General features: G+C 51.2%; 17 protein-coding genes. 16 read left to right on the top strand and 1 reads right to left on the bottom strand.

Annotated features, from left to right (window positions below):
- The first annotated feature begins 11 nt into the window (after positions 1-11).
- The 4 genes from EDM56_RS11945 to EDM56_RS11930 all read left to right on the top strand — a co-directional run bounded on the left by EDM56_RS11945 (position 12) and on the right by EDM56_RS11930 (position 8,509).
- The gene (locus EDM56_RS11945) at positions 12-3,464 is read left to right on the top strand and encodes a glycoside hydrolase family 78 protein (RefSeq protein ID WP_122918117.1); all 3,453 of its coding nucleotides are present in this window, start codon (positions 12-14) and stop codon (positions 3,462-3,464) included.
- A 110-nt stretch (positions 3,465-3,574) separates the two neighbouring features.
- Entirely contained in the window at positions 3,575-7,036 is a 3,462-nt protein-coding gene (locus EDM56_RS11940; RefSeq protein ID WP_122918116.1) for a glycoside hydrolase family 78 protein, read from the top strand.
- 11 nt (positions 7,037-7,047) lie between these two features.
- Positions 7,048-7,515 carry a hypothetical protein gene (locus tag EDM56_RS11935; protein WP_122918115.1) on the top strand — a complete coding sequence of 156 codons (468 nt, stop codon included), beginning with the start codon at positions 7,048-7,050 and terminating at the stop codon, positions 7,513-7,515.
- A gap of 172 nt (positions 7,516-7,687) precedes the next feature.
- Positions 7,688-8,509 (top strand): hypothetical protein, encoded by an 822-nt coding sequence (locus EDM56_RS11930; protein ID WP_122918114.1) that lies wholly within the window; start codon positions 7,688-7,690, stop codon positions 8,507-8,509.
- Positions 8,510-8,583: 74 nt separating this feature from the next.
- Here EDM56_RS11930 and EDM56_RS11925 read toward each other — a convergent pair whose 3' ends face one another.
- On the bottom strand, positions 8,584-9,135 hold the full coding sequence (locus tag EDM56_RS11925) for a GrpB family protein (RefSeq protein ID WP_122918113.1): 552 nt from the start codon (positions 9,133-9,135) through the stop codon (positions 8,584-8,586).
- 174 nt (positions 9,136-9,309) lie between these two features.
- Here EDM56_RS11925 and EDM56_RS11920 point away from each other — a divergent pair, with 174 nt between their 5' ends.
- From EDM56_RS11920 to EDM56_RS11865, 12 genes are all read left to right on the top strand, one after another.
- Positions 9,310-10,383 carry a M42 family metallopeptidase gene (locus EDM56_RS11920; protein ID WP_122918112.1) on the top strand — a complete coding sequence of 358 codons (1,074 nt, stop codon included), beginning with the start codon at positions 9,310-9,312 and terminating at the stop codon, positions 10,381-10,383.
- A 169-nt stretch (positions 10,384-10,552) separates the two neighbouring features.
- Entirely contained in the window at positions 10,553-12,247 is a 1,695-nt protein-coding gene (locus EDM56_RS11915) for a methyl-accepting chemotaxis protein (protein ID WP_122918111.1), read from the top strand.
- Positions 12,248-12,404: 157 nt separating this feature from the next.
- The gene (locus EDM56_RS11910) at positions 12,405-13,805 is read left to right on the top strand and encodes a sigma-54 interaction domain-containing protein (RefSeq protein WP_246009354.1); all 1,401 of its coding nucleotides are present in this window, start codon (positions 12,405-12,407) and stop codon (positions 13,803-13,805) included.
- A gap of 213 nt (positions 13,806-14,018) precedes the next feature.
- Complete coding sequence (gene gabT, locus EDM56_RS11905) at positions 14,019-15,368, top strand: 4-aminobutyrate--2-oxoglutarate transaminase (RefSeq protein WP_122918109.1); 1,350 nt, start codon at positions 14,019-14,021, stop codon at positions 15,366-15,368.
- Between the two features lie 22 nt (positions 15,369-15,390).
- The gene (locus EDM56_RS11900) at positions 15,391-16,815 is read left to right on the top strand and encodes an aldehyde dehydrogenase family protein (protein ID WP_122918108.1); all 1,425 of its coding nucleotides are present in this window, start codon (positions 15,391-15,393) and stop codon (positions 16,813-16,815) included.
- 232 nt (positions 16,816-17,047) lie between these two features.
- Complete coding sequence (locus EDM56_RS11895; protein WP_122918107.1) at positions 17,048-18,673, top strand: sensor domain-containing diguanylate cyclase; 1,626 nt, start codon at positions 17,048-17,050, stop codon at positions 18,671-18,673.
- A gap of 177 nt (positions 18,674-18,850) precedes the next feature.
- Positions 18,851-19,822 (top strand): sugar-binding transcriptional regulator, encoded by a 972-nt coding sequence (locus tag EDM56_RS11890; protein WP_122918106.1) that lies wholly within the window; start codon positions 18,851-18,853, stop codon positions 19,820-19,822.
- Positions 19,819-20,856, top strand: a complete 1,038-nt coding sequence (locus tag EDM56_RS11885) for a galactitol-1-phosphate 5-dehydrogenase (RefSeq protein ID WP_122918105.1) — start codon at positions 19,819-19,821, stop codon at positions 20,854-20,856. The genes EDM56_RS11890 and EDM56_RS11885 overlap by 4 nt, the downstream gene beginning before the upstream one ends.
- Positions 20,857-20,873: 17 nt before the next feature.
- Entirely contained in the window at positions 20,874-22,400 is a 1,527-nt protein-coding gene (locus EDM56_RS11880) for an FGGY-family carbohydrate kinase (protein WP_183192399.1), read from the top strand.
- A 20-nt stretch (positions 22,401-22,420) separates the two neighbouring features.
- Positions 22,421-23,923, top strand: coding sequence for a sugar ABC transporter ATP-binding protein (locus EDM56_RS11875; RefSeq protein ID WP_122918103.1), 1,503 nt, complete (start codon positions 22,421-22,423; stop codon positions 23,921-23,923).
- A complete protein-coding gene (locus EDM56_RS11870) occupies positions 23,911-24,903 on the top strand; it encodes an ABC transporter permease (protein ID WP_122918102.1) in 993 nt (330 codons plus the stop codon). Before EDM56_RS11875 ends, EDM56_RS11870 begins: the two co-directional genes overlap by 13 nt.
- 51 nt (positions 24,904-24,954) lie before the next feature.
- Positions 24,955-25,962: a substrate-binding domain-containing protein gene (locus tag EDM56_RS11865; protein WP_221175976.1), complete on the top strand. Its 1,008-nt coding sequence runs from the start codon at positions 24,955-24,957 to the stop codon at positions 25,960-25,962.
- Positions 25,963-25,969: the final 7 nt, after the last annotated feature.

Genomic DNA, 25,969 nt, shown 5'->3' with positions numbered 1-25,969 from the left:
GGACCGGCTGCATGGCTTTATGGATAAGAAATGCCGGCACATATACGCTGCAAGGAGCCAGCGGCAACATTGGTCTTGTCGGCGCAAGCAAAACCAAAAGCTTTTATACCACTGATAAGGTTTTCTGCTACAGCTCCAATTCAAATGTTCTTACCGGCCCTCATACATGGAGCAGCGCAAATGCGACGACCTTTCCGCTCCTTAGCCACACGCAAAGCTCGCAATATGATCCTTCGACGGACACGTACCTGCGAAACAATAACGGGCAAATATCGGAATACGACACAAACAACACGCTGATTCGCTCGATGAGCATCACCAACATTCCGCAATACAACTCCCACGATGGTGTCATCACATCCCTTACTGGTGAAAAATTCATTTATTACCTAGTGAAAGCGACCGGAGAGTTGTATCAACTGAATCGAAACTTGATAGGCACGCCTGTTTTTGTCACCACGATTTCACCCGTATACTACCAGTCGCAACATGCGCTAGGGGGATTCTATCATCAAGACTTCCTGTACATGATTAACAGGACGGGAACAGAGCTGCAGGAAATTTCCATTCAGACGGGTCAACCGACGCGCGTTGCCGCGACCACAGTGTCCGGTCTGAAATGCTCATACCCGATGGTTTCTTTTGCCGCAAGCCAAGTGATCGGAACGACTCACTTCTTTACCCTGTCAGATCTGAACGGTACTGATTTCATCCATTATGAAATCACCCTGAAAAATCGAAACCCGCAAACGCCGAATATCGTTACCCCTGACGGTACGAGTACGTCGCCTGGCATCCATGACGTCCAAACAGCCATACGATGGTCATTCTTTGATTTGGACGAACGCGATCTGCAATCAGCCTACCAGCTGGAAATCACCGAGGTAGCGACAGACACGATTATCTATGATAGCGGAAAAGTGAAGGGACTCAGCAATTTCTTTTATACATACACGATATCCCTCAAGATTCATGAGCTATATAAATGGAGAGTACGGGCATGGGATTATTATGATGCCGAAAGTCAGTGGAGCCGGTACGCGTATTTCAAGACAAACCAGCGGCCCACCGTATTTCCCTTAACAGGAGTTTCCCATGTAACATTTCATCAACCCATTTTAGGACTTACTCCTCGGCTGCATTTCCGATTCACCGATCCCGACAATGATCCCATCCGGGAAATCTATATCAAAATAAACCGATTGAGCGATTTCAAGGAGGTGCTGAATCGGCGATTTACACCCGATCCGCAAGACCAGTATTTTGATGTGCCCGCAAATATTTTGGAGCGCGGCACTACCTATTATTGGACATTGAATGGGTTTGACGCGTATGGCGCAGCCTTCTATACCAACTGGACATTTTTTATTACGACGGCGAGTGCAGCTCCTCCCATGCCACTAAGCCCTGTTCATCAAGAGAGGACGACGCTCCAACCGTCTTTGGTAGCAGAGCTTGCGATCGAGCAGAGCGGGTTGTCTCAACATTTTCAGCTCGACCTTTCCGAACTGCCCAATTTCAGCGTGGTTCGAACCTATCGGACAGACGAAAGCCAGGCGGGATGGGAAGCGCATAACGGAAAAGAATGGGTGCCGTTTCCTGCAAAGGGTGTAAAAAAGCGCACGCAGTATGTCCAAAACGCATCCTTCGAACAATCTGATACGATAGGGAAATTGTACAATGATTGGGGTACGGATGGCATCACGGTAGACGATATCTTTGACCTGAACGCACCGCCGCACACCGGTTCGCGAGCCGTGCGATTAATCCAGCAAAGGCCAGTGCTATCTCAGTTGAAGCTCTCGCAAGGACTGAGCGGAATCCGTCCCGGCGAGCGCCTTAGAGTGAATGCCACGGTTAACGTGGTTCGCATCGCCCCTGGAGCCGAGGTCAGCGTGCAGCTCTCCGGCACTAATTTTACGCATAAAGGAATTGTCATTACCGAACGCAGCTCCGCTTACAAGAGTTATTCATTTGAAATCGTCGTACCGTCCAATTACTGGTCTTCCATGCAGATTGATTTTGCGATCAAGGGAGCCGGATATACCGAGTGCTGGCTCGATGCCCTGACCGTTGAAGCGGCGGATGTCCCTTCGTATCAATTCGTCCGGTTCCAACCACCTGAGCCGCTCGCGCCAAAAGTATGGTATTGGCGGATCGCCAGCTACAACAACCTGACAAAGGGAGAACCGCTTCGCTATTCCACGGACCGGCAGCTGAGCAACCTGCTGCCGCTCAATTATACGGATGGGGGTAGCGGGAAGTCCGATTATTCTGTCTGGGATCTAGAGCTGGAAGGGGATGCGAGTGAAACCTCACTGATGGTTGAATACCCTCAGCATCCAGAAGATAAACGGGCCATCCACGCAGTCAACCAAAAACCTAATGCCAACCTCTCCCTAATCCGCGAGTATGATTCCGACTTTGAATCGGGCAAATACTATCTTTTTCTTGCGGACATGAAATCGACGTATGCTGATTGTTACATCGAATTCGGCGAATACAAGAGCGCAACATTGCAAAAACCGGATCTGTGGGAGACGCTCTGGTTTAAAATGCCGGGGAAAACCGCCGTTTTAGATTATCTCAAGTTCCATATTTCCCCAAAGGAAATAGGACAGCACACCTATATCGCGAACCCGCGAGTTTATGAGATTTCAGAAATGGAGTATGCGAAAATTGGGGTGGATCCGCTTTGGTCTGGCTTCAATCTCAATACGAAATATCCCTTTGTTGATGGAACTGCGTACCCATCCCAGAGCAGCAGTTTTCGCAGCGGCGATGTGGTATCCGTAGCGCTGAAAAAGCCTATTCAAACCACAGCACCAGCAAATACTTTTACCATGAATGCCGTCTGTACCATTCCTTCCTCCCGTGTAAGCGAGCATGTACCAGGGATCAGCGGCAATCTCCGGTATGCAGGGACACCGGTTTATAAGGATGGTGTGATCACCTTCATGAATGATCCGAATGCGTACGTAAAGCTGCAATTTACCGGCACCGGCATACGCTGGCACGGCATAAAAAATGCAGATTCATGCATCGCAAGCGTACTCATTGACGACAGGATTGCAGGGCAAGTCGACCTCTATGCAGATTCGAGCAGGCAAGAAATGCTGTACGAATGCCTGAACCTCCCGTACGGTCTCCATACGATTACCGTCAAAGCGAGCCAGTTTTCGAATCCGGCCAGCACCGGGACCAAAATGCTCACCGTGTCTTCTTTCGAAACCATCGTTGATCAAAAGCCGGGCAAATTTATCGTCGAGGCGTGCAACAATGGGTTTGATGAACAACCTGCTTGGGAAGATGTCACGGCGATCGTCACGAACGGCGGGAAGCATGTATTCGCCAACCAGAACAAAACGGCCGCTCAATGGGGAGTCAGCACACGATTGACGATTTTGGCGAACGGCACATTCTCGCCTGCCATGTTGGATGGGTTCGGATTTTCGTTCGAGTAGAATAAATGAGGTGGCAAATCGAATCCCTTGTGACTCGCATGTCGATGTTCAAGGGATTTTTCCCTTCTATTTGATTACCGTTCAACTTGATGAAGAGAGGAGGAGAAACCATGTCAATTAGCGGATCGTCAGTAGGTCGGTTGGCTGCCCTGAATACAAAAGGGATGCTTACGCTGTATGGCGCTACCAGAAAGTTGTCGTATTACACCTCAGACATAAATCAAACCTCATTCTCAACCGAGAACAATTTGACCAAAGCGCAAAGCTGGAGCGAGCCGAATCCCACAAGCTTTCCCCTTGTTCCCTATACAAGCGGCGTTCAATATGATCCTTATACAGATACGTTCATTCGTAATGAAGGAACGTCGATCGTCGAAATCGATTACAAAACAAACAAAAAAATCAATTCCATTTCCGTCAGCAATCTCAGTGGATATGACCAACAAAATGCGATTTTGATCGGGATCGGTGGAGAGTCGTTCTTTTATTACCTGATAAAAGGGACGGGCGAGCTGTATAAGATCAGCCGGAATTTTGTCGGCTCGCCCACATTAATCGGATCAATCCCAAAAGGATCCTACATAGCCACATGGGCGTTAGGCGGTTTTTTCCATCATGAGAATCTTTACGTGCTGAACGGATTAGGGAACCTGGTGGAAATATCCATACCCAATCCATTAACGACACGGACCATTTTTACCGGGGTAACTGGGCAATCCTTTCTTTTTCCGCTTCTAACCTATCATCCCGAACAGGTGTTGTATGGGAAAGTTTATTTTACACTGTGTGACTTTAAAGGGGCCAATTATCAGATATTCAAGATGGATCTGGGGAAAGCTCCTAACCAGCCTGTTCCACTTTCATATAAAGGGACAAAAGAAGCTCCCTATGCCAACGGCTCAAATGAACCTTCATTTAGCTGGACTTTCACTGATGCGGATCCGGGAGATCAGGCAACAGCATATCAGGTTATCATTCAGGATGGAAACACAGGGGCTGTGATTCATGACACGGGGAAAGTGTTTTCGCGGAGTTTACGATATTTCTATAAGGGACCAGCCCTTTCGTGGAATCGATTGTACTGCTGGCGTGTGAAGGTTTGGGACGAAAATCAATTGGAGTCTCTGTGGTCAATTGATCAATATTTTATTCCAAATCAGCAACCCAAGATATACGACCTAACTGGCAGTCACTATTATGATCAGGTTACGGTTGGCCTTACGCCTCGTTTATCCTTCAAGGTAGTCGATCAGGATACATACCCGATCCAAGGTTTCTATATCAGCATAAAGGAAACGAGTCCTACGCCAAGAGATGTTTTGACCTATCGATTTATCGAAACGGCCAACCCTTGGTATGATGTCCCTGAAGGTCTGTTGCAAGCAGACTGCATTTACAGCTGGGAGGCGGTGGCCAAAGATCGGTTCGGCGTTGTAAGCAACCTGCAGAGCGCATATTTTCGGACGACCTCAAGGCTTTCAGCTCCCTTTTTGCTATCACCACCAAATGGCATCCGAACTGGACCATCACCCTCATTTCAAGCTTCGATTGTTCATGATCCGATCGGTGACCATCAGCATTTTCGTCTGCAATTGGCATCGGATGAATCGTATTCGGGCATTGTCGCTACCTATTCAACCCAGGACGATCCTGCAGGATGGGAAGTATTCGACGGCGAAGAGTGGCACTCTTTCCCTATGGGCGGAGTAAGACGGCAGCGTCAACTGGTGCAAAACGCTGATTTTGCCATACACGGTGACAGCGCAACATCAATTCCTTGTTGGTCCCCACAAAATCATTGGAGTTATGAAGATCGCCTTGAAGTGATCGACCTGACAGAAGGAACCAAAGCGTTGCGTGTCGTGAATGGCTCAGGTAGAAACGATTGGGGGATGCGGCAGCTGTTGAAAGGGTGGAAAGCGGGGGATAAACTAAAAATCACGCTGGATGCCCATATGATCCGATTCGGTTCGGCTGCCGTATTAAAGGTGCTAATGCAAAGTACGGATGGAATGCGCTTGAATGAGACGGTGCTATCCCTGACAGAACGATCGGAACAGTTCCAGACGTACGTGGCTGAACTGGTTCTGCCCGATGGCCAGTCGTTGGACGTCTTGTATCTGTATATTCGGTTTGATGGCAACCAAACGACAGGCAGCGAGTGCTTGATTCGCTCCATAACCGCAGAGGTGCTATATGTCGTCGGGTACCAGGAAGTCCGGTTTACGCCTATTACACCACTGCCAGCTGATCGGTACTGGTGGAGAATGAATGCCATCAGCAACGAGCAAGGGACGATCAGTGATTCGACGGAACAGCGGCGCTTGCAAAATTACTTTATTGTTTCAAGCGATACATCCAAGGACCCGATGGGCTCTTGGCATTTTGGGCTGGATGCCTCTTCCTATCAATATGACTATGACATCGAGCTCTATCCCGACGCTTATCCTGATGGGAGCTACATCATTGAAGCGCGTGCTGCTTCCCCTGACACGCAGCTACAATTGACCAAATATTTTACTGGCGAGGCGGGCAAATACTACTTGGTGATGATCAAAGTCATGTCGAATTACCCTGACATTCCGTTGATGATCAACACTCTGAAAGGACCGTCAACCACACAAATCAATACATGGCAGACGCTTCACATGAAAATCCAAGGTGGGGGAAACCTGCTTGAATTCACAATACCCGCACTGCAAACAGCAAGCGATCAGGTAACCCGGTTGTCCCAGATTTGTATCTACGAGATCAGCCAAGCTGAATTTGAACGAATCGATGTGGACCCGGGCTGGAGCGGCGATAATCTTTTGCTGCGGTATCCGCACATTCAAGGAACGGTCAATTTGGCGCAAGCCCGGTCAGTATCAACTTCAGACGAACTTTCCTTTCATCTCAAGACACCCGTTCAAACATCCCAAGCGGCCCATTACCTCACGTTGAATGCCGTCTGGAAGCACCCTTCCGCTGAGAGCAGACGGATGTCCGTCCCGTTTGACATGGGCCAGGTCATCTATGAAAGCGCAGGCGGAGAGTGGATGACGGTTAGCGATGCGAAAACGATAACAACCGGTATGGGCAGCGTCCATCTGCCATTCCGGGGAACTGGCATCCGCTGGCACGGGAAGAAAACGCCGCATTCGTTTATTGCCTATGTGTTGATTGACGATGTGTTTCTGGCCGAGATCGATCAATTTGCGGAGTCGGAGGAAGACGCGGTCCTTTTTGAAAAAGCGGACCTTCCGTACGGATCGCATTCCATTACGATTCTCACGACACAGCTGGCGAATCCGCGCTGCGAGCAACCCGTCTATCGCACGCATATCCGTTCCTTTGACATCTTGCTCGATGAACCCCCGGCAACGATTGCCCTGGTAGCGTGCAACAACGGCTATGATCAAAAGCCAACGTGGGAAGATCTCACCCATTCGCTGCTGCACAGCACCGCGCATACATTTGCGAATAAGCGGAAAACAGCGTCCAAGTGGGGGATCAATGTCCGGATGGTGATTTCCGCCACCGGAACCTATAGCCCTGTCGAAGTGGATGGCTTTGGATTTTCATTCGAATAGGAGTGGGTGACATGAAATCTCTGAAAGTGACCGATCTCGCAACATTGCGGGAGGAAACACGGATCGCTGAAAAAGAGGCAAAACGTCAAGAGCTGCTGCAAAAAAGGCTGAACGGTGCAGCAGTAGAGAAGGAGCTGCGAAAACAGCTGAAAACGGGCGAGGAGCTCTACCAGTTTTATGCCGAGCTTGCCACAATTCCGGCGCGGCAGGCTGCAATATTGGATGCTATCGAAACTCAATTGGATTTGGTGACGGAACTAACTTTGATTTTGGCGGAGCATGTGAAGCCGCAATTGACCGAAGCCCAGCTTGTCGCCGTGCAAGCGATGAAAGAACAGCTGATCCCGCTGCGCGTCATTTCTCTCGACGATGCGGGGACCGCCAAGCAGTTTCATAACTTGGTTCTCCGCAAGCGTGAAACGCGGCAGATGCAAGCGGAATACGAGCAGATCAAGGCAGAGCAGAAGGAAACGAAATGAGAAAGAACGGCAACCCCCGGATGAATCGCTTTCGGGGGTTTTTTTGTTTGCGCAACCCTCATTTTTCCCCCACATTTCCACAACTTTTCCACCGGTTTAAAAGAAATTTCAAAAAGAGTCTCAGTAGACTGAACCTGTGATGAAGCAAGTGGTTGAAAGGAAGGAATGCACGTTGCTTAGCAAACGGAAAATCGGATTGCTCTTGGGATCAATGGCTGTTGTCGTCGCACTCGGTACAGGCTGTGCCGCGAATCCCGATCAGACTGCAGGTGGTGCAGATACATCAGCGCAGCACGCGCAAGACGGCAGTGGCAAGGGCGAACGGGGCCAGCGCGGTGGTTTTAGCCGCATTTTACTGCAAAACAACGCCGACCTGCTCTCGCTTTTGAAGGTGGACGAAACCAAGCTCCAAGATGAGCTGAAAGCGGGCAAGACGATTGCGGATATCGCCAAAGAGCAAGGTGTCGCGGAGGACGCAGTTGTGTCTCTGCTGGTCAGCCAGGAGGAAGCCCAGCTGAAAAAGCAGGTGGAAGACGGTAAGCTGACGCAGGATCAGGCGGACAAAATGAAAGAAAACGCAAGCGACCGCGTAAAAAGCATGATTGAAAACAAAATGGATCGGGGCGGAATGGGCCGTGGCGGATTCGGCATGATGTCGTTCCAAAACAACACCGAGCTGCTCTCGCTGTTGAAGCTGGATGAAACCAAGCTACAGGATGCCTTGAAGGCAGGCAAAACGATTGCCGATATCGCCAAGGACCAAGGTGTGTCGGAAGACGATGTGATCAAGCTGCTGGTCGAGCAGCGCAAGGAGCAGCTGAAAAAAGAAGTCACCGACGGCAAAATGACACAGGAGCAATCGGACAAGATGAGCGAGCAGCTCGAAATCTCCGTGAAAAACATGGTGGAAGGAAAAATGGGTCAGCGCGGCGGTAGAGGAGGCGGCAATCCGCCATCTGGCGATCAGCCTTCAGCCAGCCAGCCAAGTACCTGATCGATACCCAAAAGACAACAACAACGGAAAAAAGCGTCTGCGCTTCTGGAAAGCGCCGGCGCTTTTTTCATTTATCACGCATCCGACTTCCCCTGTTGCCACCCAACCTCCTGGCTCCACTTATCCGCCTTTTTCATCACACCCCAAATGAATGGTTCTTTGGCTTCTACATACAGCGAGCGCTCATGTGGCTTCATATACATAGCCGCAAGCTGGTATTTCAGTTCGGCATAGGCAAGGCAATCTTCCGGATGCAGCCGCAAATAGTCGCGGAAAAGCAGCGCGAACTGCTCTGGCCAACTACCGGCTCGCCTCATATGGATATGGGTCCGTCGCGCACCCGGCGTTTCACGGAAATACCGTTTGGTCAGCTCCGGATTGTCGGAACGATGGACGAAGCCAGCTTGCACCAATGGCCCTTTGTAAGATTCCACCTCTTCGAGATCGGTGACGGAAATTTGAATATCGATGATCGGTTTTGCCGCTAGTCCAGGAATCGAGGTCGAGCCGATATGGTCGATACGCAACGCTTTTTCCTGTAAAGCTTGCCGCAAGCGCTGACCAACCTCCTGAAAAAGCTCCGGCCAGCTTTCATCATATGGCACAATGATTATTTTTTCCGACATGGCGTACCCTCCCTCAGCAATTATCGAATAAGAAAACCATTCATGCAAACAATCAAAAACGATAGAATCGTGCAGATTTTGTGCTGGGAAAACGAAAATCTGACCCCGGTTTGTTCTTTATAATATAAATAGACGAAAAAATCAGACCGTTTGATAAACCGAGGAGGATTGAACATGCCAACGATTCAGGAATACCTGATTCAGCTCGATGCGATACACGGCGTATCGGGTGATGAGGAGAGAGTGGCTGCTTACATGAAAGAGCAGATCGCACCTTATGTAGACGAGCATTATGAGGATGCGCTCGGTAACCAGATTTTCGTGAAGAACGGCAGCCATCCCGACTTGAAGCTGATGCTCGCTGCACATATGGACGAGATCGGTTTCATCGTCCGTCATATCGACAAGAAGGGCTTCGTCTGGTTTTATCCCGTAGGCTACCACGATGATCGGATGGTGCTCAACCAGGTGCTGGTGATCCAGACGGAAAAAGGCCCGGTGAAAGGCTTGACGGGCGGCAAACCGGCGCATATCGTGACTCCGGAGGAAGCCAAGCAATCAATTCCAATCGAGGAGCTGTATCTCGACTTGGGAACAGGCAGCAAGGAAGAAACGCTAGCGCTTGGTGTACAGATCGGGGACTATATCACGTTTGATAGAGACGGGCAGTTCCTCAACGGCAGCAACCTGTTTACCGGAAAAGCGGTGGACAACCGCTCTGGCTGCGCAGTCTTGATCGAGGTGATGAAGCGGCTCGCGGACAAAAACATCAGTCCGACGGTCTATGGCGTCGCTTCGGTCCAAGAGGAGGTCGGTTTGCGCGGCGCAGGTCCCGCCGCTTTCGCCATCGAACCGGACGTCGCGTTGGCGATCGATGTGACGTTCGCAGGAGGCACACCGGGCATGGATGAAAAAGTCGTCGATGTCGAGCTGGGCAAAGGGCCAGCGCTCGTCTATTATGACTGGACGCCGAGCACTTCGCACGGCAACAATGTGCCGAAAAAACTGACGCGTAAGCTTGCCCAAGTGGCGGAAGCAAGCCAAATCCCGTACCAACGCGAGGTTGTGCTGAACGGAGGAACCGACGCCTGGACGATCAGTCTGACCGGAAAAGGAGCGGTGACCGGCATCATTTCGATTCCGACACGTTACATCCACTCCGCCATCAGCTGCGTGCGCACAGACGACATGGAGCTGACCATTCAGCTGATCGTCGCGTTCGTCGAACAGCTGCACGAGAAATTGTAGTTTTGACAAAGGATGAAAACCACCCACGCGGTGGTTTTTTTCTGTACGCTGCTTGGTTTCAGACGGTTCATCAGTTCGCAAAACATTTACATTTCCCCCTGTTTCAAATTCGACACCAGCGGGAAAATATATCCTATCTACATAATGTCAGTTCGCTGGGGGAAAAACGATGAGAATTTCAGCTATGTTAAAAGCAATTGCCTGCGTGTTTGTTTCCGTCATTATCATCATCGTAGCTTGTGTGTTACTGTTGAATTCCAGTTATGAAAAGGAGCGTGCCACACTATCACGACAGTCGGAATTGAAGCAGCTTGGCATTGATCTAGCCAATGCTTCCGATTATCTGACAGAACAGGCGCGAAGATATGCCGTGTCCGGGAAAAAACAGTACGTGGACAACTATTGGCGGGAGGTAAATGAAACAAAAACACGAGACCGGATCGTGGAAAGGCTGAAAGAGTTGCAAACCCCTCAGAATGAGCTTGACTTGATTGAACAGGCAAAACAAAATTCCGATAGTCTCGTGTCCATTGAAGATGCTGCGATGAAGGCTGTCGAACAGAACGATCTGGACAAAGCCCGGGAATTGATGTTTGACGATCAGTACGACCAGAAAAAAAGCATCATCATGAAGCCGATCGAAGAGTTTCAGCAAAAGATGAACAGCCGTGCGCAAGCAGAAGCGGATCAAGCGAGACAACAAACGGGCATGTATCTCATCGTACTGAGCGTCCTGGTTGGAGTAATCGCCGTGACTCTGTTCGTTTCAATCGCCGTGCTCTTTAAAAAATTGAAACCTCTTCTGGTTGTGGCAAAACGCATGGAAGAGCTATCCAGCAATGAAGGGGATTTAACAGCTCGACTGCATGTGCAAGGCAAGGATGAAATCGCACAACTGGCAAAAGGGTTCAATTCATTTTTGCAAAATCTCCAATTGATTATTCAAAAAATAAATGCGGCAGTTTTCCAAATCGCTTCTTCCGCGGAACAGTTGACAGCAAGCGCAGAACAAACCAGTCAGGCGACCGAAGAAATCAGCACCACAATTCAGGAAATGGCGTCTGGTTCAGAACAGCAGGCAGAAAGTGTCCATCGAGGCGCAAGCACAATCAGGGAGATGGCAGGCGGCGTCAAGGAAATCTCTCACTTGGCTGAGGACGTATCCGAATTAGCACGAGAGACAACCAACGCTTCGATAGCAGGAAACCAGTCGATCGGACAAGCGGTTACCCAAATGAATGAGATTCATACGACGATTCAGGGATTGGCGGCTGTGGTAACAGGTCTCGGAGAAAAATCCGGGGAAATCGGAAACATCATTAATGTCATTACGAGCATCGCTGCTGAGACAAATCTTTTGGCCTTGAATGCTGCGATTGAGGCTGCGCGTGCTGGTGAACACGGAAGAGGATTCGCTGTCGTTGCCAATGAGGTACGCAAGCTGGCAGAGCAATCTTCAAGCTCGTCACAGCAAATTTCTGCTTTGATTACAACCATCCAAACCGAAACGGCTAAAGTGGTTCATGCCATGGAGAAAGGGACCAAGGAAGTGGCGGAAGGAATCAAGGTGGTGAACGCCGCAGGTCAATCTTTCGCACATATTCAAAGTTCGGTCCGTTTCGTCGCTGAAAAAAGCAGCCATGTGTCAACCTTATCGAAGGGGGTATCGACTGGCACGGATCAGGTTGTACAATCGATTGCGCAGATTCAAGGTGTTGCAGAAGCTGCCGCATCGGGAACACAAAACGTTTCCGCAGCCTCACAGGAGCAGTTGGCTTCGATGGAAGAAATTACGTCATCCGCCGAAGCACTTGCCAAAATGGCCGAAGAGCTTCAAGAGCTTGTAGGAAAATTCAAAGTATAGGGTACACGTCAAGGTCATGACCAAGAACCGCAGCCGTTCCTGTTTGCAATGGGAACGGCTGTCACTTTTCCAAAAGAGAGTTCAGAAGCGATGCCGATTATGCGTTATAATGAAGAAAAAGGATCGCGTGCGCAGCGCATCGAAGGTGGTGTTGCGAGTGAAAGATAAAGAGATTGAGTTGGCTGGGCGTTGGGGGCGGTTCGTCCTCGAAGGAATTGTGGACACGTCCCGCGACCATTTGCTGATCACAGACGGCGAGGGCTACATCCGCCTGATCGGCGAATCCTGCAAAGAGATGTACGGCATGGATAAAGAAGATTTATTGGGCAAAAACGTCATCGAGATGGAGCGGGAAAAGATTTTCTCCCCTTCTGTCACCCGGATGGTGATCGATGACGGCGAGCCGCGAACGATTTTGCAGGAAACGAACAAGGGGCAAAAGCTGATGGTATCCGCCCATCCGATTTTTGCGCCGGATGGCACGCTTGAAGCCGTTGTGAACTATTCGCATGATTTGACTGAAATTCTCGAGCTGAAGCGGCGGTATGAGAGCATGACCGAGCAGCTGAAGCAGTTCGAGAGCGAGATCGAGGAGCTGCGTGAAAAGAACAATGAGGGCTTTGTCGCCGTAAGCGAACCGATGAAGGCGATCGACCGCCTGATCAAGAAAGTGGCGGTGGTCGATTCCAATGTGCTTGTTCTGGGCGAGTCGGGCGTCGGCAAAAACGTCATCGCCAAGGAGATTCACCGGAACAGCCGACGGCAGGCCGGGCAGTTCGTTGAGATCAACTGCGGCTCGATTCCGGAAGGGCTTTTGGAGTCGGAGCTGTTCGGGTATGAGGCGGGTGCATTCACAGGTGCGGGCAAATCGGGCAAACCGGGCATTATCGAGCTTGCCAATGAAGGCACGCTCTTTTTGGATGAGCTCGGCGAGCTGCCCTTGACGCTGCAGGCCAAGCTGCTCAAGGTCATTCAGGAAAAACGGCTGCAGCGGATCGGCAGCACCACGTACCGCGATGTTGATTTCCGTCTGATCGCGGCGACCAACCGCGACCTTGGCAAGATGGTGAAGGAAGGGAAGTTCCGACAAGATTTGTACTTCCGCTTGAATGTCGTTCCGATCCAAGTCCCGCCTTTGCGCAATCGCCCGGAAGATATCGCGGCTCTCTTGAAGGTGGTCATCCGCACGCTGAATGAGCGGTACGGGATGAACAAGCGGCTCGATGCGCAAACGACAGCGGCACTTTTGCATTATGACTGGCCGGGCAATGTGCGCGAGCTGGAAAACGTGCTAGAGCGGATGGTGGTTACAGCCGATGAAGATGTCATCGCGGTGGCCCATCTGCCACTAGAAATTCGCGCCGTGTCCGATCATCAGGTCAACATCGATCCGAGCGTTTCGGGCGTGTCGTTGAAGGAAGCGATCGAGCAGGTCGAGGAAAAATGGGTGCGCTATGCAGCAGAACGGTGCCGCACGACAGCGGAGATGGCGGATCTGCTTGGAATCAGCCAGCCATCGGTCGTACGCAAGCTGCAAAAGTACCGCGTGAGGCAATAATTCAAAAGTGAAACGTTAATTCAAAAATGAATCGAGCATCTATCGGGTTTTAATTCATTTTTGAATAATATCAATGAAAGCGTTATGCAAAAATGCGTAAAACTAGGCTTGGTTAGTTTGGCACGCTTTTTGCTAATATAAAAGAGTGAGGTCGCACCAACCATCTTTCATTCGTTTTTAAAACACTTTGCCATAGAGGAGAGGAAAGTTAACATGTCGAAACAACGTAAATTCGTGAACGTATCCGCTGGCGTACCAGGACCAAAAGCAAAAGCTATCACCGAAAGAAGACAACAAAGCGTAGCAAAAGGGATCAGCAACCTGACTCCAGTTGTCGCTGAATCCGGTAAAGGCGCGCTGCTGACTGACGTTGACGGCAACACCTTCATCGATTTTGCAGCTGCTATCGGTACTGTGAACGCAGGTCATTGCCCAGAGGAAGTTGTGGCAGCAGTGAAAGCACAAGCTGAGAAATTGATCCACCCAGGCTTCAACGTTGCTATGTACGAATCTTACATCCAACTGGCTGAAAAGCTGAACCAAATCACGCCTGGTACACATGAAAAGAAAACCATGTTCGCTAACTCCGGTGCGGAAGCGGTTGAGAATGCAGTTAAAATCGCTCGTAAATTTACAGGCCGCCCTGGTATCGTTTCCTTTACCCGCGCGTTCCATGGCCGTACCTTGCTCGGTATGTCCTTGACAAGCAAAGTAAAACCTTACAAATTCCAAATGGGGCCATTCGCACCAGCGACATACAAAGCTCCATTCCCATATCCGTTCCACAAACCAGCTTCCATGACAGATGATGAGTACGTAGATTTCTGCCTGAAGCAGTTCGAAGAATTCTTCTTGACTGAAGTTGCTGCTGAAGAAGTTGCGGCTGTCATCATGGAGCCAGTACAAGGCGAAGGCGGATTCATCGTTCCTCCGAAAAAATTCGTCCAAGGCGTTGTCGAATTCTGCAAAAAGAACGGCATCCTGTTCATCGCAGACGAGATCCAAACCGGTTTCTGCCGTACAGGTTCTATGTTCGCAATCTCTCAATTCGACGTTGTACCTGACATCATGACCATGTCCAAATCGATCGCAGCAGGTATGCCAATCAGTGCGGTAACTGGCCGTGCAGAAGTTATGGATGCACCAAACCCGGGCGAAATCGGCGGTACGTACAACGGTTCCCCGCTCGCTTGCGTGGCAGCACTGGCTGTTATCGAAAAAATGGAGCGCGAAGATCTGGCTGGCCGTTCCCAAAAAATCGGCGAAACCATCCGCAACCACTTCTCCGCTCTGCAAGCTGAGTTCCCTGTTATCGGCGATGTTCGCGGATTGGGCGCTATGTGCGCAGTAGAGTTTGTAGATCCTGCAACAGGCGCACCTGCGAAAGAGCTGGTAGGCAAACTCATCAAAGGCTGCTACGAGTCTGGCGTAATCTGCTTGTCCGCTGGTGTGAACGGAAACATCATCCGTTTCTTGTCTCCACTGGTAATCACTGACGAACAATTGCAAGAAGGTCTGGACATCATGACCGACGTGCTGAAAAGCGTCTACGTAACCAACTAATTTTAGCAGGAGGGACTCTTTCATGAAAAAACATCTTTATATCAACGGTCAATGGAAAGAGGCTAAGGAGTACACACCGCTGTACTCCCCTTTCTCCGGCGAACTCATCGCAGAAATCGGCCAAGCGGACGAAGCGGATGTAGATGAAGCGATCCAAGCTGCGAAAGACGCAGGGAAAGCATTCAGCAAATATCCGGCAAGCCAACGCGCAGCCATTCTGGAAAAAGTCGTAGCGATCATGGAAGCGCGCAAGGAAGAGCTGGCGCAAATCCTCGCTACAGAAGCAGCAAAACCGATCAAAACCGGTCGTGGCGAAGTTGCCCGTACGATCCAAACCTACAAATTCGCGGCTGAGGAAGCAAAACGCATCCACGGCGAAACCGTTCCGCTCGATGCGGCGCCAGGTGGCGAAGGCCGCCTTGCCTTCACCGTTCGCAAACCGATCGGCGTAGTCGGCGCAATCACGCCGTTCAACTTCCCGTTCAACCTGGTTGCACACAAACTGGGACCTGCATTCGCTGCAGGTAACACCGTTGTGTTGAAGCCAGCGAGCCAAACACCGTTGTCGTCTTTGGTTCTGGCTGAAATTTTCGCAGAAGCTGGCTTGCCAGCGGGTGCGCTGAACATCTTGCCAGGCAAAGGCTCCGTCGTTGGAGAAAAACTGGTGAAAGACGATCGCGTAGCGAAAATCACCTTCACCGGTAGTCCTGAAGTCGGTATCGCAATGCGTAATAAAGCAGGTCTGAAACGCGTAACACTGGAGCTCGGTTCCAACGCGGGCCTGATCATCGATGAAAACGTGGAAATCAGCCAAGCGCTGATCGACCGTTGCGTCATGGGTGCATTCTCCTTCTCTGGACAGGTGTGCATCTCCCTGCAACGTGTTTATGTGCATGAAAGCAAATACGAGGAGTTCCTCGAGAAGTTCAAGGCAGCTACTGAGAAGCTTGTTTTGGGCAACCCAATGGACGAAGCGACAGACATGTCTTCCGTCATCTCCCCGAAAGACCATGCACGTATGGGCGAGTGGGTAGCAGATGCGGTAGCAAATGGCGCCAACATCGTTACAGGCGGCAAAGCGGTCAGCGACCGTCTGTTTGCACCAACCATCCTGACAAACGTAGCGAGCACCGTGAAGTGCTCCTGCCAGGAAATATTCGGTCCAATCGTTGTGGTAACCAAAATTTCCTCGGTCGAAGAGGGGATTGCACAAGTCAACGATTCCCGTTACGGCTTGCAAGCAGGTATCTACACCAACGATATCACCAAAGCGATGAAAGCTGCGGATGAGCTCGAAGCAGGCGGCGTCATGATCAATGACGTGCCAACATTCCGCGTTGACCACATGCCATATGGCGGCGTGAAAGACAGCGGTGTGGGCAAAGAGGGTATCAAATACGCGGTTGAAGAAATGACAGAATTGAAATTGATCGCGATCAAGCTGTAATTGCATGCATATTCAAAAGGTGCCAAGCAAAGGTGAATTCCTATGCTTGGCACCTTTTTTTGTGCATTGAAAAATGAAAGGAAGCTCTTTCTTTTTAATAGTGTTCAAAAGAATAAATTTAAATAATAAAAAATATTTTTATGATAGCGAATCGTAATTATCATCACGTATAATTCATTTTGTGACTTTGGGACTACACTTTTTGTCAGAGTTTGTGTGAAGGAGCTATTGTATGCCTGTCTTTAAATTTACAGTATCCAGTCAAAAAAAGATCAGCTTGGCTACACTGATGACGACGCTTGTCTCCCTTTCCGTCGTATTGACGGTAACCATTTTGATTGCTGCATCGTACCAGTCTAAAAAACGTACCCTGATTGACACGACACTGACCTTAAATTATTCAAGCGCCGTCAAGATGGGGCAAACGATCGATTCCCTATTCAAATCGATGCGGAGCAGCCTGCTTTATTCTGCAGAGGTGCTGTCTAAGGTGAAAACGATGGATACGGCCGATGTGACCGCCCAGCTAGAGCTGATGCGCCATAGCAGCAATTATTTTAATTCCCTTGTATTGGTGAATGAGAATGGGATCGTACAGAACGCCTCACCCATTACGGCAGGAACGATAGGAAATCCGATTGTGGCGGAGGAAGCGAAAGCGGCCTTGGCTGCGAAAAAACCGTATTTGTCCAAGCCATACATCACGACGAAAAGCAAGCGTCTGATCCTCTTCATGAGTCAGCCTATTTTTGATGGGAATGGGAACTATCGCGGGTTTATCGGAGGAACGATTTACCTAAACGAAAAAAACATCTTGAATATGATTTTTGACAGTAATCCGACCGATAAATGGGGGTCTTATTTTTACATCGTCGCGTCCGATGGCAGGCTGCTGTTCCACCGCGACAAAAAACGAATCGGTGAGGATATAAGCGCCAACACGGTTGTCCACAAGCTCATTGCAGGACAAAGCGGAAGTGAACGGATGGTCAATTTGCATGGTGAGGAAATGCTGGCAGGATACGTTAAAGTACGGGAGAACGGCTGGGGTGTCGCTGTCGTATCGCCGACAGATTTTGTGAATGAACAACTGAAGCAACATATCAACACCATGCTGCTTTATATGCTGCCGCCATTCCTGGTTGTGGCGCTCCTCGCGATCATCCTTGCCCGCAAGCTCGCGGAACCATTTACAGAGCTCGCAAATTGCGTAAGCAAAGTCGGGACGGCAAACATTGAGTTGCCTGAAAAAAGACTGGATTGGAATCGGGAGGCCAGTTTATTGACCGAGGCGATTTGCTATGCACTGGTTGAGATCAAAAGGCAAACGGATCAACTGACACTCGATGCGTCGACAGACCCGCTAACCGGATTAGCCAATCGACGAACACTTGAAACGATCATGAGCAAGCGGATCGTGGAGGAAGCGCCGTTTTCCCTCATCGTGATGGATATCGATCGTTTTAAAACCATCAATGATACATTTGGGCATCCTGTCGGTGATGCGGTGCTGCGGCATTTTGCGACGCTGCTCGCATCAACGGTAAGGCCGGGGGATACGTGCTGCCGCTTTGGAGGCGAGGAATTCATTGCGTTGATTCCCCATGCGACGATCGAGGAAACGTATCGGATTGCCGAACGGATTCGGTTGGAGCTGGAAAATAGCGAAAATCCGATCGGGCGAACAATTACCGTTTCAGCGGGCATCGCGCATTTCCCTGAACACGCCGGGACAGTCCAAGAATTGATCCATATGGCGGATCAAGCCTTATATCGAGCAAAAGAAACGGGAAGAAACCGAACGGTGATCGCGGATAAAGAAAACATGGAAAATGTGATGCCAAGCGGAGAGCGCTAGAAATAGCGTTCTTTTTTTATTGTGGAAAGTTGCCTATAGTCAAAATTGAACCTTTGTTCAATTTATTCACAAATAATAAAATTTTGTAGCATCGTGTTTTTTCTCTCGCTATAATAAAGCCAAGTAATGAAATTACGTGCTAGTACTTGAACGAAATTTCACGAGAGGAGGGGCAAGATGTACACCCAAAGGGAAATGATCCGAGTCGCCAAACTGTACTACGAAAAAGGGCTGACACAGCAGGAGATCGCCGCACTGGAAAATATCTCGCGCCCGACCGTCAGCCGCATTCTGGATGCAGCGCTCCAGGAGGGGATTGTCACCTTCTCCATTCAATATCCGATCGAATCGGTCGATGATCTCGAAGATGAGTTGAAAAAGCGGTTTGATCTGATGAAAGTGATTGTCGCCCCTGTCATCATACCTGAGCCATCCTTCATTTTGACGGATGTGGGGAAGCTGCTTGGCGATTACCTGCACGACCTGGTTGCCGATGGAGATACGATCGGGATCTCCTGGGGGAACAGCCTCACCTATGCGGCCAAGCAGCTGAAGCAACTGAAGCGCAAAAACGTGCGTGTGGTACAGCTTAACGGGGGTGTGGCAACAACGGCTTTTTCGACTGGGGCAATGAACATCCTTGATCAGTTCGCCAAAGCGTTCGATGCGCAACCGTACGCGCTGTCCGTGCCGACGATACTCGATTCCGCCGAAATCGCCTCCGCGCTCCTGCGTGACTCCGGCATTCGCGAGATCGTATCGCTCGGGAGGGAAGCCAACATTGCTGTCTTCGGGATCGGCAGAACGTCTTATCAATCGGTGCTCAACCTGGCTGGCTATTTCAAGCAGGACGAGTACGACAAGCTCTTGCAAAAAGGGGCGGTCGGAGACATTTGCTCCCGGTTTTACTCGATCGATGGCAATGTCAGCGATGAACAGCTGAACGACCGGACCATCGGGCTTCACCTCGATGATTTACGCCGAAAGAAGCATACGATTGCCATCGCCTGCGGCGAGGATAAAGTGCCGGCCATACTTGGGGCGGTGCGTGGCAACTATTTCAACACCTTATTCACAGATGAAGTCACAGCGCGAGAATTGATCAAGCAACACGACATCGCGAAAACAGCGGAGGTGCAGCAGAAATGAAAGCGGTTAAATTGTATGAGCCTGGTAATTTGCAAGTGGAAGAAATCGAGGTACCCGAAATCGGCGCGGACGAGGTGCTGGTCGAAGTAAAGGCGGTCGGGGTGTGCGGTTCCGACATTCCGCGCGCCTTGTATAAAGGCGCATACTACCAAGGGCTGACGCTGGGACATGAGTTTTCCGGACAAATCGCCAAGGTCGGTGTGAATGTGACAGGCTGGCAAGCGGGCGACCGGGTTTCAGTCGCACCTCTGATCCCATGCAACAGCTGCACATATTGCCGCCAGGGTGACTACTCACTCTGCGAGGATTACAGCTACTACGGCTCACGCACGGATGGCGCGATGGCGCACTTCATCAAAGTGACGCCGGACAATCTGGTTCGTCTCGGCGATCAAGTCTCTTATGAGGCAGGGGCGATGATCGATCCGGCAGCTAACGCCATTCACGGCCTGTGGCGCGGTGATTGCAAAGAAGGCGATACGGTAGCCGTGTTTGGACTCGGCGCAATCGGTTTGTTCGCGATCCAATTCGCCAAAGTGCTGGGTGCCAAGCAAGTGATCGCAGTCGATATTCATGAGGAGAAGCTGGAGCTGGCCAAAGAGCTGGGCGCAGATATCGTGGTGAACTCGATGAAGTGTGATCCGGCCAAAGAAATCAACGCACAGGTGGGCGGAGCCGATTTCATTCTCGATACGTCGGGATCGCCGATCGCGCAAAACCAAGCGGTGTGCGCAGCGGCGAAGCAAGGGCGCATCGTCTTCCTCGGCATCTCCAACAGTGAGCTGACCTTGAGTAAGGAAGCGGTCAACAATGTATTGCGTTACGAGCTGGCGCTGTACGGATCATGGAACTCGTTCTCCAATCCGTTCCCGGGCCGCGAATGGTCGTTCACGGCGGAGCTGATGGCAGCGGGCAAGCTAAAGGCGGAGCCACTGATCTCCCATCGCTACGCATTGGAACAAGCGCCGGATGTTTTTCAGAAGATTAAGAATCGAGAGCTTATTTTCAATAAAATCATGTTTTTCCCCAAATGAGTAAGGGAGGGGGGAACATGACCATGAAGCAAGCGATTGTTGCAGGGATTGATTTTGGCACGCAAGGCTTGAAGGTTGGCCTGTTTACGGTAGCGGGCAAACTCGTCTGGAAGGGCGAACGCTCCTATCCCACCGTTTATCCGCATGCTGGGCAAGCAGAGCAGAACCCGCAGCATTGGTGGAAGGCGCTGCGCGAGGTGCTGGCAGAGGCAGCGAGCGTTCTTCCTCTTTCGCAAATTGAGGGAATCGGCGTATGCGCCACTTCTTCCACCGTGCTGGTGGTAGATGAAGCAGGCACGCCGCAAACGCCCGCTCTGATGTGGATGGATAAACGTGCGGTGGCACAGGCGCAAACGATCAACGAAAAAGAAGAACCGATCGTCAAGGACATTCTCCGCTACTCGGGTGGTAAGGTTTCAGAAGAATGGATGGTCGCCAAAGCGCTTTATCTCAAGGAAAACGGGTATTTGCTTCCAGGGCGAAAAGTGGTGGAGCAGCTGGACTGGATCAATTTCAAGCTGACAAACCGTTGGGTAGCATCGCAATGCAATGCCGTCTGCAAATGGAACTATCGGGATGGCGAAGGATTTTCGCCCGCATTTTTTAAGGCGATCGACTTGCCGGAGTACCGCGAGTTTTGGCCGGAAGAAGTGATTCCCGTCGGCAGTCAGGTCGGTGTGGTCACGGAGGGAGCTGCTGTGGAGCTGGGACTTAGTGCAGGCATTCCCGTCTTCCAGGGAGGGATCGATGCGCATATCGGCATGCTGGGAGTCGGTGCCGTCGATTCGGGCATCATGAGCCTTGTGATGGGCACGAGCTTTGTTCATCTGGTTCATGCGGAAGAGCCGGTTTTCCATGAAGGGCTATGGGGGCCGTATGAAAATCCGATTCTCCCTGACAAATGGCTGATCGAAGGCGGACAGCTTTCCTGCGGATCATTGACGACGTGGTTTTTGCAGCAGTTTTACCCGCATGTACCTGCCGAGCAGCTCTACCGGGTGTATGACGAGCTGCTGGCGGAAGCTGCACGGATCGCACCGGGCAGCGAGGGGCTTGTCATGATGGACAGCTGGCAAGGAAATCGGACGCCCTACCGCAACCCGCACGCGACAGGCTCGCTCGTGGGCTTGACACTGGCGCATACCCGCTATCATATTTTTCGCGCGATTTTGGAAGCGACGGCGTATGGAACACGAAATATCATTTCGACGTTTGAAGAGACCGATGTGCCGATTACGCGGATCATCGCGTGCGGCGGCGGAACCAAAAACGCCTTGTGGATGCAAATTTTAAGCGATGTGACCGGACTTGTCATCGAGACGCTGGAGGAGACGGAGGCAGGCAGCAAGGGAGCCGCCATTCTCGCTTCCTACGGCTTGGGCCACTATCTGACGCTTGCGGATGCAGCCAAGGCGCTGGCTGAAAAAGGCCATGTTTATACGCCTCAGCCGGATGCGCACCGCGCGTATGATCGCTACTTTACAACCTATCTGGACTTGCATAAAGCGCTCTTTCCAATCATGAAGGAGTTAATCGTCACCTGAGAAAGGGGGATGGAGATGCGATGAGCGAGATACTGAGCATGCAAAACATAAACAAGTCGTTTCCAGGTGTGAAAGCGCTGCAAAACGTTGATTTCTCCGTAAAAAAAGGCGAAATCCACTGCTTGATCGGCGCGAACGGGGCCGGGAAATCGACCTTGATGAAAATTTTGGCGGGCGTCTACCCGAAAGACGACGGCGAGATTTATCTGCAAGGGGAGAAGGTGCAAATCACCAACCCTGCAGACGCCAAACGGCTCGGCGTCATCACGATCCATCAGGAGCTGTCGCTGGTTGAGCATTTGACCGTGGCAGAAAACATTTACCTCGGCTCCTACGCCAATCCGCGGTTTGGCTTCGTATCATGGAAGCGCTTGCGGCAGCAGGCACAAGCATTGATCGACCGGCTGGGCATCGCGATCGATGTCGACACGCCGGTTGCGGAGCTGAGCATGGGCCACAAGCAGATTGTGGAGCTGGCCAAAGCGCTCGAAGGAAACGCCAAAATCATCATCATGGATGAACCGTCCACCACCTTGTCGGAACGCGAGATTCGCACGCTGTTTACCATCATCGAAGAGCTGATCAAGCAGGGGATCACGATCATCTACATTTCCCACAAGCTTGAGGAGCTGTTCGCAATCGGCGATAGGGTCACCGTCCTGCGCGACGGCAAATGGGTGGCGACGCGTGAGATGAGCGAGCTGGATCAAGCCAGCCTGACCGAGCTGATCATCGGCTACAAGGTGGAAAAACAGCAGCGCACCAGCGAGCAGCTTCACTTTCCTGAGCTGCTGCGAGCGGAAGCGCTATGTACCCGCCACATTTCCGATGTTTCCTTTTCGCTCGGGAAGGGAGAAATCCTCGGCCTGTACGGGCTGGTCGGGGCTGGCCGAACGGAACTGTTGAAAGCGCTGTACGGCGTCGATTCGCTTACAGCGGGAGAGATTCGACTTGATGGCAAGCAAATCAAAATCGACAGCCCAAGCAAGGCGATCCGCCTAGGGATGGGGCTGGTGCCGGAAAACCGCAAGACCGAAGGTGCGATCCTCGGCCTGTCTGTCGAAGAAAATGCGGTCTTGCCCGCTTACGACCGGTTTGCAAGCGGCGGCGTGATCAAGCCGGGACGCATTCGCAGTGAAATCGCTGAAAAAATCCGCGAGCTGAACGTGAAAACACCGGATGCGCAGACGTTGATGGGCAACCTGAGCGGCGGAAATCAGCAAAAGGTGATCATCTCCAAATGGCTGATCCGCCAATCCAAAATTATCTTGTTTGACGAGCCGACCCAAGGGGTGGATATCGGGGCCAAGCAAGAAATTTACAAAATTATTCAAAAGCTCGTGGCAGAAGGAGCGAGCGTAATCGTCGCCTCTTCGGAAATCGGCGAGCTTCAGGAGATATGCAACCGCATTCTCGTCATGTTCCGCGGCAAAATCGTCGGCGAATTCCGCGATCCGCAGCGGCAGAAGGAAGACATCCTCAATCATGCTGTGACAGGGGGGACATCGTTATGGAACACATAAGAGAAGCTAGCACCGCTGCGAAAAAGACAGCGCCCTCATTTGACTTTGGCAAATTTTTGCGCAAGTACAATCTCTTTCTTTTGCTGGCCGTCTTTATCGCGATTGGCTCAGCGCTGTCGCCGAAATTTTTCTCCGTGCAAAATTTCCTAAACTTGCTGCAGCAGTCCGCAGTCGTGGGAATCATCAGCATCGGGATGACCTTTGTCATCATCGTGGCCGGAATCGATTTGTCGGTCGGCTCCGTGCTCGCACTGGCAGGCATGGTCACCGCGCTTGCGATTCCATACACCGGCGTGTTCGTCGCCATTCTCTTGGGAATTCTTGCAGGCGTCGCGATGGGCTTCATCAACGGGTGGGTAACCACCAAGCTCAAAGTGCCGGCGTTCATCGCGACGATGGCAATGATGGTCGCGGCTCGCGGGTTGGCCCTGCTGTTCACCGACGGCAAGCCGGTTTACAACCTGCCGCCAGCGATGCGCTTTTTCGGCCAGAACTTGTTCGATCGCATCCCGGTCTCAGGCATCGTCTGGATCGTGCTGACGATTCTGGCTGTCCTCGTACTCCGCTACACCACTTTCGGGCGCAAGCTGTACGCGATCGGCGGAAACCCTCAATCCGCACATCTATCCGGCATTGAGGTCAACCGCTACATCACCTATACCTATGTCATCTGCGGCGCCTTGTCCGCTTTGGCGGGAATCGTCCTCGCCTCATGGCTCACCGTCGGCCAGCCAACCGCAGGCAAAAGCATCGAGCTCGACGCGATCGCAGCGGTGGTTTTGGGCGGAACGAGCCTGTTCGGTGGCGTGGGTGGTGTCGGCGGCACGTTCGTCGGCGTACTGCTCATGAGCATTATCACCAACATTTTCAACCTGCTCGGCCTATCGTCATATTACCAGTCCATCTTCATGGGCGTGATCATTGTACTCGCATTGGTGCTGAACCGGTTTGTCATTTCCAAGCAAACCAAAAAGTCGTAACCGTAACCTGTGGCTTCTATTCTTTACACATAAATCAAGGGGGATCTACACATGAAGAAGAGAAACAAACTGTTTGTCGTCTCCACGCTCCTGACCAGCCTGATGTTCGCCGGATGCTCCCAGTCGCAGCCTTCTGCAGATGGGGGCGGCGGTAATGCCGCTGCTTCCGGCGGTGACAAAAAAGTCGTCATCGGCTTCTCCCAGGTAACGTCCGAATCGCCGTTCTATACCGCACTGGTTGACGGCGCGAAGGCGGAAGCGCAGAAACAAGGCGCTGACATCGTCGTCATGGATGCACAGAATGACATTGAAAAGCAAAACGCCGACGTGCAAGACATGATCACCAAAGGAATCAACGTGCTGATTTTGAACCCGACCAACCCGACAGCGGTAGCACCAGCGCTGCAAGCGGCAAAGCAGGCGAACATCCAGGTCGTCACCGTCGACCGTCCGACAGAAGAAAAAGTAGCGGCATTCGTTGGACGCGATAACAAAGAAATGGGCCGAATCGCCGGCAAGCAAGCCGTTTCCCTTTTGGGCGGCGAAGGCAAAGCGACAGGAAAAGTGATCGAGCTGCAAGGCGACGCGGGCGGAAAAGTTATGATGGACCGCCACGACGGCTTCCATGAGATCGTTGGCAAGGAGTCTGGCGTGAAAATCATCGAAGGGCCATATTCCGACTACGTTCGTTCCAAAGCGGTCAAAGCATTCCAAGACTTGCTGCAAGCCAACCCGGACGTGAATCTCGTCTATGCGCACAACGACGACATGGCTTTGGGCGCACTGCAAGTGCTGGAGCAAGCGAAAATGCTGGATAAAGTCAAAATTGTCGGCATCGACGGCTTGTCGGAAGCAGTGAAAGCGATCATAGACGGCAAATACAGCGCAACCGTATTCAACGATCCGGCGAAACTGGGTTCCATCGTGGTGGATACCGCGCTGAAAGTGGCGAAGGGCGAGCAAGTTCCCGAGTATGTGGACGCTGGCACAGGCTTGATCGACGTTTCAAACGCAAAAGATGTTTACAGCGACAAAGACGTATTCGCCCAAATGAAATAAGGAGGTT

It is taken from the genome of Brevibacillus fluminis (assembly GCF_003710825.1).
GTDB classification, from domain to species: domain Bacteria; phylum Bacillota; class Bacilli; order Brevibacillales; family Brevibacillaceae; genus Brevibacillus_D; species Brevibacillus_D fluminis.
This window is presented reverse-complemented; position numbering and strand designations above follow the sequence as displayed.

What these genes read in the sequence shown, in the direction of transcription:
- EDM56_RS11870 (WP_122918102.1), top strand. Translation starts at nt 23,911, where the DNA reads ATGGAACACATAAGAGAAGCTAGCACCGCTGCGAAAAAGACAGCGCCC.
- EDM56_RS11935 (WP_122918115.1), top strand. Translation starts at nt 7,048, where the DNA reads ATGAAATCTCTGAAAGTGACCGATCTCGCAACATTGCGGGAGGAAACA.
- EDM56_RS11880 (WP_183192399.1), top strand. Translation starts at nt 20,874, where the DNA reads ATGACCATGAAGCAAGCGATTGTTGCAGGGATTGATTTTGGCACGCAA.
- EDM56_RS11920 (WP_122918112.1), top strand. Translation starts at nt 9,310, where the DNA reads ATGCCAACGATTCAGGAATACCTGATTCAGCTCGATGCGATACACGGC.
- EDM56_RS11925 (WP_122918113.1), bottom strand. Translation starts at nt 9,135, where the DNA reads ATGTCGGAAAAAATAATCATTGTGCCATATGATGAAAGCTGGCCGGAG.
- EDM56_RS11890 (WP_122918106.1), top strand. Translation starts at nt 18,851, where the DNA reads ATGTACACCCAAAGGGAAATGATCCGAGTCGCCAAACTGTACTACGAA.
- gabT (WP_122918109.1), top strand. Translation starts at nt 14,019, where the DNA reads ATGTCGAAACAACGTAAATTCGTGAACGTATCCGCTGGCGTACCAGGA.
- EDM56_RS11900 (WP_122918108.1), top strand. Translation starts at nt 15,391, where the DNA reads ATGAAAAAACATCTTTATATCAACGGTCAATGGAAAGAGGCTAAGGAG.
- EDM56_RS11895 (WP_122918107.1), top strand. Translation starts at nt 17,048, where the DNA reads ATGCCTGTCTTTAAATTTACAGTATCCAGTCAAAAAAAGATCAGCTTG.
- EDM56_RS11940 (WP_122918116.1), top strand. Translation starts at nt 3,575, where the DNA reads ATGTCAATTAGCGGATCGTCAGTAGGTCGGTTGGCTGCCCTGAATACA.
- EDM56_RS11915 (WP_122918111.1), top strand. Translation starts at nt 10,553, where the DNA reads ATGAGAATTTCAGCTATGTTAAAAGCAATTGCCTGCGTGTTTGTTTCC.
- EDM56_RS11875 (WP_122918103.1), top strand. Translation starts at nt 22,421, where the DNA reads ATGAGCGAGATACTGAGCATGCAAAACATAAACAAGTCGTTTCCAGGT.
- EDM56_RS11945 (WP_122918117.1), top strand. Translation starts at nt 12, where the DNA reads ATGGCTTTATGGATAAGAAATGCCGGCACATATACGCTGCAAGGAGCC.
- EDM56_RS11885 (WP_122918105.1), top strand. Translation starts at nt 19,819, where the DNA reads ATGAAAGCGGTTAAATTGTATGAGCCTGGTAATTTGCAAGTGGAAGAA.
- EDM56_RS11865 (WP_221175976.1), top strand. Translation starts at nt 24,955, where the DNA reads ATGAAGAAGAGAAACAAACTGTTTGTCGTCTCCACGCTCCTGACCAGC.